13 protein-coding genes are annotated in these 11826 nt (G+C 45.6%); 8 read left to right on the top strand and 5 right to left on the bottom strand.

Going from position 1 to position 11826, the window contains the following annotated elements; genetic code table 11:
• Window positions 1–8 precede the first annotated feature (8 nt).
• Window positions 9–1193, top strand: coding sequence for a hypothetical protein (locus tag G3570_RS00300; RefSeq protein ID WP_165138042.1), 1185 nt, complete (start codon window positions 9–11; stop codon window positions 1191–1193).
• Window positions 1194–1441: 248 nt separating this feature from the next.
• On the opposite strand, the gene G3570_RS00305 is transcribed toward G3570_RS00300, so the two are convergent.
• Window positions 1442–2437 (bottom strand): hypothetical protein, encoded by a 996-nt coding sequence (locus G3570_RS00305; protein WP_165138043.1) that lies wholly within the window; start codon window positions 2435–2437, stop codon window positions 1442–1444.
• A 459-nt stretch (window positions 2438–2896) separates the two neighbouring features.
• On the opposite strand from G3570_RS00305, the gene G3570_RS00310 reads away from it, so the two are divergent.
• Together G3570_RS00310 and G3570_RS00315 are read left to right on the top strand one after the other, a co-directional pair.
• Window positions 2897–3436, top strand: a complete 540-nt coding sequence (locus G3570_RS00310) for a YceI family protein (RefSeq protein ID WP_165138044.1) — start codon at window positions 2897–2899, stop codon at window positions 3434–3436.
• A gap of 130 nt (window positions 3437–3566) precedes the next feature.
• Complete coding sequence (locus G3570_RS00315) at window positions 3567–4142, top strand: cyclic nucleotide-binding domain-containing protein (RefSeq protein WP_165138045.1); 576 nt, start codon at window positions 3567–3569, stop codon at window positions 4140–4142.
• Here G3570_RS00315 and G3570_RS00320 read toward each other — a convergent pair.
• A complete protein-coding gene (locus G3570_RS00320; RefSeq protein WP_165138046.1) occupies window positions 4139–5077 on the bottom strand; it encodes a DUF5996 family protein in 939 nt (312 codons plus the stop codon). The two genes, G3570_RS00315 and G3570_RS00320, sit on opposite strands and share 4 nt — an antisense overlap.
• A gap of 45 nt (window positions 5078–5122) precedes the next feature.
• Window positions 5123–5404 carry a GNAT family N-acetyltransferase gene (locus tag G3570_RS00325; RefSeq protein ID WP_165138047.1) on the bottom strand — a complete coding sequence of 94 codons (282 nt, stop codon included), beginning with the start codon at window positions 5402–5404 and terminating at the stop codon, window positions 5123–5125.
• Window positions 5405–5640: 236 nt separating this feature from the next.
• Between G3570_RS00325 and G3570_RS00330 the strand changes: the two genes are divergently transcribed.
• Complete coding sequence (locus G3570_RS00330) at window positions 5641–6132, top strand: VOC family protein (protein ID WP_165138048.1); 492 nt, start codon at window positions 5641–5643, stop codon at window positions 6130–6132.
• Window positions 6133–6552: 420 nt separating this feature from the next.
• Window positions 6553–7101 (top strand): hypothetical protein, encoded by a 549-nt coding sequence (locus G3570_RS00335; protein WP_165138049.1) that lies wholly within the window; start codon window positions 6553–6555, stop codon window positions 7099–7101.
• A 31-nt stretch (window positions 7102–7132) separates the two neighbouring features.
• Here the strand turns inward: G3570_RS00335 and G3570_RS00340 are convergent, their stop codons facing one another.
• The gene (locus G3570_RS00340) at window positions 7133–8017 is read right to left on the bottom strand and encodes an alpha/beta fold hydrolase (RefSeq protein WP_165138050.1); all 885 of its coding nucleotides are present in this window, start codon (window positions 8015–8017) and stop codon (window positions 7133–7135) included.
• A gap of 260 nt (window positions 8018–8277) precedes the next feature.
• Window positions 8278–9435 carry a serine hydrolase domain-containing protein gene (locus G3570_RS00345; RefSeq protein ID WP_165138051.1) on the bottom strand — a complete coding sequence of 386 codons (1158 nt, stop codon included), beginning with the start codon at window positions 9433–9435 and terminating at the stop codon, window positions 8278–8280.
• 257 nt (window positions 9436–9692) lie between these two features.
• Here G3570_RS00345 and G3570_RS00350 point away from each other — a divergent pair, with 257 nt between their 5' ends.
• Genes G3570_RS00350 through G3570_RS00360 form a run of 3 tightly spaced genes read left to right on the top strand, consistent with a single transcriptional unit; the run spans window position 9693 to window position 11826 of the window.
• Window positions 9693–10361, top strand: coding sequence for a DUF6064 family protein (locus G3570_RS00350; protein ID WP_165138052.1), 669 nt, complete (start codon window positions 9693–9695; stop codon window positions 10359–10361).
• A gap of 33 nt (window positions 10362–10394) precedes the next feature.
• The gene (locus G3570_RS00355) at window positions 10395–10817 is read left to right on the top strand and encodes a hypothetical protein (protein ID WP_165138053.1); all 423 of its coding nucleotides are present in this window, start codon (window positions 10395–10397) and stop codon (window positions 10815–10817) included.
• A 13-nt stretch (window positions 10818–10830) separates the two neighbouring features.
• Window positions 10831–11826 carry an Acg family FMN-binding oxidoreductase gene (locus tag G3570_RS00360; protein ID WP_165138054.1) on the top strand — a complete coding sequence of 332 codons (996 nt, stop codon included), beginning with the start codon at window positions 10831–10833 and terminating at the stop codon, window positions 11824–11826.

Below are 11826 nucleotides of genomic sequence, written 5' to 3' on the forward strand. Positions count from 1 at the left end.
ATTTAACTATGTTTCTAAGAATATGTCTGTTCATCACCTGTTTCTTAACCCTATCGAGTACAGGCTGGGCTCAGTCTGATGAATCTTCGGGTGAACTATCGCAGAAGCGTTCCTTCTTCGATATTAGAAATGAGGGTGGCAACCGCTATCTCAAAGTACTCGACGAGCTGCAGAGCTACGAAACGGAGGACCGTATGGAGCAATCCATGAAGTCGGCAGTTATGACTCCCATCGCTTCTTTTATGGCTCCCAATAGTGTGTATGATTCGCTGTTAAGTCGGGTGCGCCATCGCTTCCGATCTAATGATATTAAAAAAGCCATCGAGGATGAGGGTATCTTTGACCATGAACGGGTGCGTCAGGAACTCCTGGAGCGAACCTCCGGTCAAAACCTGGTTATGTTCAACGAGCACCACTACTATCCCAATCACCGGATCTTGGTAGAATCATTACTTCCCCGTTTTGCCGAAGCCGGTTTCGATTACCTGGCTCTGGAAACTCTGGCACCGGGAGCAGACAGCCTGCTGAATGCCGGGTATCCTCTAACAATAGAATCGGGTTTTTACCTAAAGGATCCTCACTTCGCAAATTTGATACGTACTGCTAAGTCTCTTGGTTTTCAATTTGTCGCCTACGAAAACACCGATAGAACTATGGATCGTGAAGAGGGGCAGGCAGCCAACCTGTATGCGGCTACATTCGGCAGGGATCAATCAGCAAAGGTTCTGGTGTTGGCCGGCGTGGACCATATATTGGAAGTGCCTACCCAGCGTGGCAAGAGGTGGCTTGGCGCTGTTTTAAAGGAAGATTATGATCTGGATCCCTTCACTATTAATCAGCATCACCTGAAGTACTTTAAGGATATGGCAGAATTTACCGCACTGGTAGAGAGCACAGCCTTTTCAGATCACGTGCTGACCAGTGTTGATATGCATCTGATCAACAATATCTCTCCGAACAATTTTGGATCTGACTTTACTTTCAAAAACACCTACGGGCAACGCGTCCAGGTATCGCTGTTTCTGGCTGATGAGAAGAGTGAACAATTCGGGTATAATCAATTAATCCCCTATGATTCCCATTTGGTCGATACCGGAGAAATGACAAGTTATTCATTGCCGGAAAGGGATATGCATCTCGTTGTTTATAATAAAGAAGGCAATGTTTTGGAAGAGCGGTCGATTAATCGATAAGGCTTACTTTAACCTCAGTTTTTTGGTTTAATTGACTGCCGAATTGTTGAACACAAAAATAAAAAATCCCGGCTAATTTCTTAACCGGGATAGGGTGGTGTTTAAAGTTTTGAACTGCAGAAAATTTTTTTACACACCTCCAAGGTTGCATAACCTTGGAGGTGTGTATTTATAAACTTCGAATGGTTATTCCATTATTTCACAATAACAAAAGAAAAAATCGATACCACCATCCTTGAATGATTGTACTACATATCATCTCCTGACCCGGAGACGGTAAAGGTTTGCAACATGTTCTTATCAGACGGATTAGGCACTTCGGCAATCCAGGCATAATCACCCGGTTCTAGTTCAGTATGGAAGTAAGCCGTGCTGCCGCCTGCCATTTCCATGCTTCCACCCATGAGTGTGGCTCCTTCAGGAGCCCGGTTCACCAGGCTTCCGGGTTGCCGCCAATCCAGCCAGACAGCCAGCTCATTCAGCAGCTCCTGATCTTCCTTGTCGGCTAATCTTACCAATTGCACGTTATGACCCTGAAGATGTGAGTAGGTCGCTTGGTCCTCGAAAATGATCTCAAAAGTGTGATCTCCAGCTGATACGGAATCATCAAACTGTATGCCTTCGGTAGATGAAATGGCCACCTGACTGCTTGGTTCCGGTTCTGTAGCAGTAGAATCCTCTCCGGCCACGTCGAAATAGGTAAGCATGCCAATAGAAGAGTGGAAAACCTCCTCTTCATTCTTCACGTAGCACTCCACAATATAGTGTCCCGGCCCCAGGTTGACGGTAGTCTCTGAGGTTCTGCCGGCAGCTGTAAATCCGGGTCCACCCAGGGTTTGGGCACCTGGATCAAGAAACCAGGGAGCCGATTCCGAAACCGCACCGATGAGATTTTTGGTAAATTCTTCGAATTCGATCTCCCCTTCAATATAGGGATCAAAGGCATTTTGAAAGGGTTCTGTAATGGTTTTGTGCCAGTGATCTACCAGTGCTTCTCCCTCACCGCCGGCCTCTATACCTTCTTGAGGCACTTTCCAGATCAAAAAGAAATGATCGTAGGGGGAGGCGTTACTGAATTCAAAGGTCGTCCAGCCCGGTGTTAACTCATGGGTACCCATCTCAAAAAGATGCTGGTTCTCTTCCGCATTATGGGTTGCCGTGACTTCGACGACATTTTCATTATCGTTCTCATTTTCGTTTTCTGTATCGCTACTGCTGCAGGCTGATATAAACATCAGTCCCATTAACATACAAGTTAAAGTAAATGAATATATAGTCGGCCGATCACCTGGTGTTGAAATCCTCATATCCCTAATTATTTATTATGTTAATATGTTAAGAAGTTTCCTTTCCTAAACTCAATTGATGTGTGGCCAGTAACCCTGACTAAATGATCCCGGGAGTCTGACCGCCATCATTTTAGAGATAATATCTAATGTAATCAAGCGGTTATGCACGTGGTTACATCAGTAACACTAGGGTTACTATGAAAATACGCTACCATTCCTGCTTGATGCAGTGTTTGTCAACTCTTTATTAGACATGGACTTATTGGAATCAAGAAAGACGTTCTCTTTTGACGACCTGTCCGCTCTACATTGATATATATCAAGAGAAATTCTTGTCATAAATCAATGGCGGGAAGGATCCGGTGTAGTATGTTTGAAATGCATAATTAGTTTAACATCAAAGCAATTTATACCATGACTACAGCAACCAAAACATTATGGAAAATAGATCCGATGCATTCGGAAGTGCAATTTAAAGTGAAGCACCTGGTAATTTCTACGGTAACCGGCAGCTTTGGCTCTTATGATGGAAAAATAGAAGCGGAAGGAGAGGACTTCAAAAATGCTAAGGCAACTTTTACCGCAGATATCGACAGTATTTCAACCAATAATAAAGATCGCGATAAGCACCTGAAGTCAGATGACTTCTTTAATGCTGAAGCCTTTCAACAGCTGAGGTTTGAATCCACAAATTTCGATAAGATTGGGGATGGAAAATACAAAGTGAACGGAGAACTGACGATACGCGATGTTACCAAAGAGATTGAACTCGATGTGGTACATGGCGGTACGGTTGGCGATCAATACGGTCAGACCAAGGCCGGGTTTGAAATTGAAGGTATCATCAACCGGAAAGAGTTCGGGCTTACCTGGAGTGCCGTAACCGAAGCAGGTAATGTGGTTGTCGGCGATGAAATTAAACTGCAGCTGAACGTACAGTTTGTTAGGAATTAACAGTCTAGCAGACACATTTTTTAATCGGTACCGGGCGGGTATTCTCAATGAGGATGCCCGCTTTTTTATTTGTAGAATATTCATGTACTTTTTTTTGGACCACTGAGAACAACCAAAAAACTGATTGCCAGTGTTTGAACGTCTGAAAAAAAGTATTGAGGAGCATGTCACATTCACTGAAGAGGAGTGGGAATTTTGTAAGAATAGTTTCCGTCCGAGGCGTATGCTCAAACGGCAGTTTTTACTTCAGGAGGGTGATGTTTGTCGTGACCTTGCTTTTGTGGAAAGTGGTGCCCTCTGTTCCTATTCTGTTGATTCGAAAGGAAATCAGCATGTGCAACGTTTCGCTTTTGAAGGCTGGTGGATTGCAGACCTGCAAAGCTTCTTCACCAATAAGCCATCTACCATGCATATTGAAATTCTGGAAGACTCAGAGCTGCTGATGCTCGGTAGGGAAAAGCACGAGAAACTATTGGAAGAAATTCCGGCCTATGAACGCTACCACCGCATTATCCTTCAAAATGCTTATGTGGCCTTACAGCAGCGGGTGGAAAATGCACTGGGGCTTACGGCAGAAGAAAAATATGCCCGCCTCATTGAACATAATCCTGAATTTATGAATAGAGTACCGCTCAACCTGGTTGCTTCTTATCTGGGAATGAGTCCAGAAACCCTGAGCCGTGTTCGCAGGCAGATGAGCACCTAAAAGATGCGTTTGGTTTCCAGTGCTTCCCTATCCCAATTCCCATTTACTGCCGCGGCTACATAGGTTGTTTGCAGGAAGTCGAGCAGCGTTCGGTCCGGATTCGATGCGTTACTCACCACCCGGTAAGGCAGAAGATACTCACCAAGCTCTTCGTAATAGAATGCCTCCTTAGGATTTATCTCGGCATTCTTAAACCCCTCCGGTTCGGGATAAGCATAGGCATAGAATGCCGGTTCGCCGTATCCGCTGCCTGACCAGAATCCGGCACTGGATAATTCATGGGAATAACTCTCCTCCATAACCCAGTCCGCACAGTTGGGAATCCCGCCGGGGTGCTTAGGAGCTGTACGCCCGGAGAAGCGGGTCACGGCCAGATCGAAGGCTCCCCAAAAGAAATGTACCGGACTCACTTTGCCACAGAATTTCGATCTGAATCGTATGAAGACCCTGTTTACCTGTGTGAGAGCCATCCAGAAACGATGAATGGCTTCGGCATTATAAGTGATCGTATCCGTATTTTCGGGAAAAGGTGTAATGGGATCGGGGAGTTCCACAGGTTTGGGATAAATACGGGTTTTGATATCCATTTGATCGAGAATGTCCAGCGTCTTATGGTAGAAATCGGAGACTGACAATGAGTTCAGTGGAAAAGAGACACTTTCAATATTTGCCTTCCGAACTATCAGCCGGTGATCCAAAAAGTCGAACTCAATTTCGAAACCGCCTGAAGGATGTGGGATGAACGAGGTAGTTAAGCCGCGTGACGAGACATATAGTGGAACGTGCCAGCTATGGTTGATCCATGGCATATTTTCCAGTCTGATCTTTCCGATAATCTGGGACCAGAGATGTACAGTGTCAAGTGTTTCCTGCCACTTATCAGGTGTCGGGAGTTCCGGCCAGGAGGTATTGTTTGGTTTTCCGGGTGTTTTCATATGCGTTAGCGTAAGTTATTGGATAGTGCCCCGTAATAGGCGGGACTATTTCAGAACATCCTGTAGGGACTCGTCGCGCTCTATGACGGATTTTGCAAAGGGACATAGCGGGATGACTCGCAATTCATGTTCCCGGGCATAATTGACGGCGTGTTCCACTAGTCTTTTCCCGACGTTTTCACCTCTCAAGGCATCTGATACCTCGGTGTGGTCTATGATGATAGTAGTTTTCCCGGCTTTTGAGTAAGTGATTTCTGCAACAGTATTCCCGTCTTTCTCAATGAAAAAGGAACCCTTGCTGCTTCCGTCGTTGTGTTGAATATCCATAGAGTATACGTTTTGAATTAATGAGGCTAATCGCTCGTCCACGCACAGGTAAATGTAGGAAATATCAACAGCTTATACTTAAGATAATAGAGTTGATATATATCAAGAGTTTTTCTTTACAGATATCAATGGATTGACCCAGCGGAAAAATTATCTTTGTGTGATGAATCTGCCAACACCCGTAGAAACCGTGTCATCAGTGTTCTATTTTCAAAACCATTTTAAACTCAATAACCATGAAAACCAACTACACCGCACCCGCCGGGACCGGCATCGGACACATACACCTAAAGGTGTCCGACCTTGACCGGGCTCTCGAATTCTATCGCGATCTACTGGGATTTGAACTCACCACCATGTATGGGGAAAACGCAGCCTTCCTTTCGGCCGGCGGATATCATCACCACATCGGACTCAATACCTGGCACAGCAAAGGAGGTCCGCCCGCCCCGCGCAACAGCGCCGGACTCTTTCACACAGCTTTCCTTTATCCCACGCGAAAAGACCTGGCTAAGATTGTGCAGCGTCTGATCGATAATGAATATCCCATATCGGGGGCCAGTGACCACGGCGTATCCGAGGCAATCTATTTAAATGACCCCGATGGCAATGGGGTAGAACTCTACCGAGACCGCCCGCGGCAAGAGTGGGAATATGCCGAAGACGGCTCCGTCAAGATGGTCACGGAGCCGCTGGACCTAAAGGACCTGCTCAGTGAATTGGACTAAAACATGACCGAAACAGGAAACCCGTAACTGAATTAAAAAGGGACCTTAATTGCCTTCCTCATCCTGTAAAGCCGGCTGTATTTCACCGGGCAGGATAGCATCTCCTTCATTGCCCCAGGAATTCCGCATGAAGTTTAACAGGTCGGAAACTTACCGGTCGCTGAAAGCGTAGCTCTGCATGGAACCGTTGTAGGCAACACCGTTAACCGTGGTAGGACCTTACACACCTTCCAGAATCGATTTGATTAATCTATTCAAAGTTTAAAGATCCATTATAACATATTTGAGAAGCTGGCCAATTATTATTTAGTTACCTGTACGAAGGTATTGAAAGCTCATCTATCGGCAATTAACTATTTCCTCAATTCTGAAGGCCGACTATTGCCTCATATCTAATCTAAAATTAAATGAGGTGTAGTTATGAAATTCATCAGCAGAAGTTTTCTCAAACCAATCTTTACGATTCCGCTTTTCTTTTTTATCGCTTTAGGACTTGCCGCATGCCAAGAAGTAACACCAACAGCCGATAGTGATAGTAAAGAGGCGATCAAAGCACCATACGCAACTAATGGTGAACTTACTTCCGGTTGTTATACGGTTTCATTCAATGTCGTTTTTCAGGAAGGACCGGCGGGAGCTGAAGGCGTAGTTTCAGGCGATTTGGAAGGTACCAGCACTTTTAGAGTCGAATCTAATATCAAGATGCGGGGAAATACCTGGTATTGGGTCGGATCCGCCGATTGGGATATCACCGGAGGCAGCATACCCGGTCTGAATACATTCTCAACTACTATTGAAAATAGAAATATTACGACGGACAGGCCTGGTTCACCAGCGATCATATTTGAGAATATGGGTCGGATGCATGATTTGTCGGGCGTACATAAAGCAAAATTGACCTACAAAGGCACCTTTGATATTCCGACTCTTACAGGTGACTGGGATTTTCGGGGAGTGATCTGTATCTAAGATTAAAAAGAGCAGTTACGCTGGGAAAATTCTATTCCTTCAAAAATCGAAATAGTTCTGCATTGAACCTTTCGGGTTGCTGGAGGTGTGCCGCGTGTCCGCCCCCTAAGATGGTGACTCGCTCAGAGTTTGGGATGGCATAGTTATAGGCTTCCGCAACGAGTTGAAAATAGGGCATTTCCATCTCTCCCGTAATTACCAGAGTTGGTGAATCAATATTGGGAAGTTTTTCCACAGACGGGGCCGGTGTGTCACCGGAAGGCTGTCTAGGGTCCAGCAGATCGTCTCCGTCATAGCTCTCCCACATTTCCGATGCCAGCTTGGCTCCTTCTGTACCATCCGAAAATCCACGGGCTATAGGATGTGTGAATAAGATAGTTGCGACGGAATCCAGCCCGTGATTTTGTGCAATCTGTGGCATGTTGGAGGGGAAAGAATCCGGACCGGTCCAGGGGACCCCAAAGCCTGCAGGAGGAGCCGCTCCGAAAAGAACAAGCCGGTCTACCATATCCGGGTAATTCATAGCAAACGAAAGTGCAACATAACCGCCTTGTGAATGTCCCACAATATGGGCTGAAGAAATATCTAGGTGGTCGAGCAATAGGGCAAGGTCTTTCGGATCCGCAGATACATCGGCATGCCCGCTTGAGGCTCCCCATCCCCGGCGGTCATAACGCAGAACAAGAAACCGGTCCGTTAAGGCATTCATTTGGAGGTTCCACGAACGTTTATTGTGGGTGTATCCGTGGATCAGCACCAAGGGCTCACCGGACCCGGTCAGTTCATAGCTGAGCGTCACCTCACCCGTATCAAATGTTTGTACGGTTTCCGGTTCCTGGGCTAGAACTGCTGCGGCTGATAACCCAATGATCAGAAATGCAGTTGCTATAGTTTGGTAAAGTCTGCTGGCAATCATGTTCCCTCCTATTTATCTGTGTTAAGAGGGGAATAGCCGATGATAGTTATAGCCAATATACGTTTTTGTATAAAACGGACGTAATTTTCTCAATCACAGCGACAATAATCAAAATAAGGGGACTTTAGTGAATGAATGTCTATCCCCATTTATTTTCTATTTGTAAGAGCAATCAATAATTGAAATTACAGACCTCCAAGGTTCAACCGAACCTTGGAGGTCTGTAATCCATAGACGGTAGAAATGTACTAATTGGCAGCTTAATTGTTTCTTGAACTGTCTACCGGCTGCGTGAGCTCTTCCAGCAAGAAATAGCTAAGATCGTCAATACCGGATGAGTGGCTATGACCGGCAGATATATTGGATAGCACGATGGTACTCTTATTGTTACGAATATCAATCACCATGGAAGAGCGATAGCCCCCGGTTCCGCCATTATGCCAAAGCCACTTTTGAGTGGAATCATCTTTGACAATGAACCAGCCCAGCCCGATTTCGGTACCTTCATTATTGCTATACGTTTTTTCATGCTGAAGAGCCAGCATCCTGTTGGTGCTATCAAAATTGGCAATAGCAAACTTAGAGAGGTCTTCGGTTGTGGAGAGTATTGCACCGGCTCCCGGAATCGCTCCCATATCCCAGTTGACAGTCGGATTCCCTCTTCTGTTGCGGCCCTCCACAAGCCGGTCGGTGACGGACCTTCGCAGCGTTGTAGAACTGTTCATATTCAGCTGATTGAAAATCCTCTGCTGAAGCATCTCTTCATACCCTTGGCCGGTCACCCGGGTCAATACATATCCAAGCAGCCCTGCACCTATATTTGAATATTGAAAGGTCTTGCCTTGTTCCCCTACCAGCGTGATCTCATTCTTCAGGTATTCTCGCAACATCACTTCATCATAATCCTTGTAGGGATTGTCCATATGCCAGATTGATTCCCATATAAATCCCGATGGTATCCGTGGCAAGCCCGAAGTGTGGTTAGAGAGCTCTTTAAAGGTAATCTGGAGGCTGTCATTGATTTGCAGATCCAGAACTTCCTGCACCGGTTGATCCAGTGATACCTGATCCTCCAGAACCAGATCGGCAAGTAGGGCGGAGGTGAAGACTTTGGAGAGAGAACCTATTTCAAACACACGATCACTGTTGTCGATGGTTTTCAGCGTGTCACGTTCACGTAAGGCACCGTAATAAGTGGCAGTACTGTCGTTTACCAGGGCAATGGCCAATTGTGTCCCATTGGGAAGGTAGCTGAGCGCCCGGCCTATGCTGTCGACCTGGGATTTCGTTATTCCCGGCTGGCTCTGTAGCCGATTTACAGCCTTTTCGGGTTGGCTAATACTGCTACAAGCCGCCATCTGAACGGCCCAAACCAGTATTACTACATTTCGAAGTACAAGGTATTTCCTGTTATTCATAAGAACCGTAAATAACTAAATAGCAGCGGAAAAGTAAGCTAATCCCGGATTTTATTTATGAGTGAGATGTTTGTTCACTTTTACTCTTATAGGATCTCTCAGGCGAAGAGTTTGTAAGTCACTCACTAACTGATTCGTGGCAGGCAAGAGTAGATATAGATAATACTTTTCCCTACAAGGATACCACGGATTCCCTTCCGAAATCTTAATCCGGGTAATTTTATACTCTCTATACATTTTAACCGAAATGTAATTTTATGGGTCCCCTACCCTTTACAGTCGATCAGTTTCTGCAGGTATTTGCGGAATATAATCGGTCCATTTGGCCCGCGCAGCCGGTTGCCTATGCTTTGGGAGGAATGGCTGTTTGGCTGATGGTATCAGACAAGCAAAAAGCCAACCGGTGGATCAACCTCATTCTGGGTGTTTTCTGGCTGTGGATGGGATGGATATATCACATCACCTTTTTTACTGAGATTAATACCGCAGCCTACGTATTTGGGTCACTTTTCCTGCTGCAGGGAGTTGTTTTTCTCATGCTGGTATGGCTAAAAGATAGAGTGGTTTACTCATTCAGAAAAGATGCTTACGGAATGGTGGGCACTCTGTTTATCCTCTATGGAATGGTGATCTATCCTCTGTTGGGCTATGCTTTAGGACATGTATATCCCCAGTCACCGGTTTTCGGGGTGGCCCCCTGCCCGACCACCATCTTTACCTTCGGGATGCTACTCCATACCAAAGGCAAGGTTCCGATCTGGCTGCTGATAATCCCGGTTCTCTGGTCGCTTATTGGATTTTCTGCGGCGTTCCGGCTGACGATTTATGAGGATATGGGACTGGTACTGGCAGGAGTCGTTGGTATAACCATGTTGATTATTCGCAACCGAAGAAATAAGAGAGGTTATGCCTATTCTCACTCATGAAATGGCAAGCATATGCCACAAAAACATCACGCTATGACTACCGATAAATCAAGATCCATTAGTTTTTACATCCTTACAGCTTTGATGCTATTTCAGGGGCTAAGCGGAATTTACGGAGGCAGTGCCCTGGTGTTGGATCCCAGCGGTGAAATGCTGGGCTTGCCGATAAGTCTGCTGGAGGGCACTCCCTTTGAAAGCTACCTCATTCCCGGCGTCATTCTTTTGTTGGTACTCGGCCTATTTCCGCTCGTTGTGGCATATGGTTTGGCTTGGGGGACATCCTGGGCCTGGACCGGCGCGGTTCTGGTAAGTATCGCGCTGATCATTTGGATCGGGGTAGAAATTGTCCTGATCGGCTACCAGTCCGAACCGCCCTTGCAACTTTTTTATGGATCTCTAGGGATTGCATTATTAATACTTACCCTGCTGCCTTCAAATCAATATGACCTTAACTAATAGCAGGTGAATGATGAAGAAATCGATTGACTACGAAAAGCTTATAAGTTATGGAGTGAGAGCACCTTCCGGACATAATACCCAGCCTTGGCTTTTTTCTATAGAAAGTGATGAAATTCACATCCACCCTGATCTTACACGAACACTACCTGTAGTGGATGGGGATAACCATGCGCTTTATATAAGCCTGGGATGTGCGGCTGAAAATATTATTCTCGCTGCAAGCAAGGTGGGGCTTAGTGGTGATGTCAGCATTTCTGAATCCCATGATGAGGCTACATATTTAAAAATATCTCTGAGTCCTGATGTTGCTATTGAAAAGGATGAACTGTTTGACTTCATCAACCGGAGACAATCCACCAGAAACGAATATTTACAGAAGCAAGTACCGACAGAAGATCTAGATGCCTTGAAAGAATCCTTTGAGCTGGATGGCATTAGTATGCTGACATTCACGGAGTCCAAAGATTTTGATACTTTGCAGCCTTTGATTATTGAAGGCAGTAATAATCAATTCAAGAATAATCGGTTTGTTGAGGAACTGGTGAATTGGTTCCGGTTTTCAAAGTCGGAAGCCGAAGAGAGGGGCGACGGTTTGTGGACACAATGTATGGGTCTACCTAATATGCCCAGCTTCATTGGCAATATTGTTATGAAATATTTTGTCTCCGCCAATAGTGAAGCAAAACGATGGAAGAAGCTTATCGGTGCCACTGCCGGATTTGCCCTGTTTATTGCTGAAAAACATGACATCCTTCATTGGGTTCGGCTGGGGCGGGCTTTTCAACGCTTCGGTCTCACCGCCACGAAGCTGGGTATTAGCCATGCTCACGTAAATATGCCATGTGAAGAGCCTGAAGTTCGACAAAAACTTATCAGCGAATTAAATCTTGACCCGGGTTTCCCGCTGTTACTAATCCGATTCGGGTACTCGGAAAAAATGCCATTCTCATTTAGAAGGAGTGTAAATGAAGTGCTAATCAACAGAAAGCAAGAGACTTATGTATAA

The organism is Halalkalibaculum roseum (assembly GCF_011059145.1).
Lineage (GTDB): Bacteria > Bacteroidota > Rhodothermia > Balneolales > Balneolaceae > Halalkalibaculum > Halalkalibaculum roseum.

What these genes read in the sequence shown, in the direction of transcription:
- G3570_RS00300 (WP_165138042.1), top strand. Translation starts at nt 9, where the DNA reads ATGTTTCTAAGAATATGTCTGTTCATCACCTGTTTCTTAACCCTATCG.
- G3570_RS00305 (WP_165138043.1), bottom strand. Translation starts at nt 2,437, where the DNA reads ATGGGACTGATGTTTATATCAGCCTGCAGCAGTAGCGATACAGAAAAC.
- G3570_RS00310 (WP_165138044.1), top strand. Translation starts at nt 2,897, where the DNA reads ATGACTACAGCAACCAAAACATTATGGAAAATAGATCCGATGCATTCG.
- G3570_RS00320 (WP_165138046.1), bottom strand. Translation starts at nt 5,077, where the DNA reads ATGAAAACACCCGGAAAACCAAACAATACCTCCTGGCCGGAACTCCCG.
- G3570_RS00325 (WP_165138047.1), bottom strand. Translation starts at nt 5,404, where the DNA reads ATGGATATTCAACACAACGACGGAAGCAGCAAGGGTTCCTTTTTCATT.
- G3570_RS00330 (WP_165138048.1), top strand. Translation starts at nt 5,641, where the DNA reads ATGAAAACCAACTACACCGCACCCGCCGGGACCGGCATCGGACACATA.
- G3570_RS00335 (WP_165138049.1), top strand. Translation starts at nt 6,553, where the DNA reads ATGAAATTCATCAGCAGAAGTTTTCTCAAACCAATCTTTACGATTCCG.
- G3570_RS00340 (WP_165138050.1), bottom strand. Translation starts at nt 8,017, where the DNA reads ATGATTGCCAGCAGACTTTACCAAACTATAGCAACTGCATTTCTGATC.
- G3570_RS00345 (WP_165138051.1), bottom strand. Translation starts at nt 9,435, where the DNA reads ATGAATAACAGGAAATACCTTGTACTTCGAAATGTAGTAATACTGGTT.
- G3570_RS00350 (WP_165138052.1), top strand. Translation starts at nt 9,693, where the DNA reads ATGGGTCCCCTACCCTTTACAGTCGATCAGTTTCTGCAGGTATTTGCG.
- G3570_RS00355 (WP_165138053.1), top strand. Translation starts at nt 10,395, where the DNA reads ATGACTACCGATAAATCAAGATCCATTAGTTTTTACATCCTTACAGCT.
- G3570_RS00360 (WP_165138054.1), top strand. Translation starts at nt 10,831, where the DNA reads ATGAAGAAATCGATTGACTACGAAAAGCTTATAAGTTATGGAGTGAGA.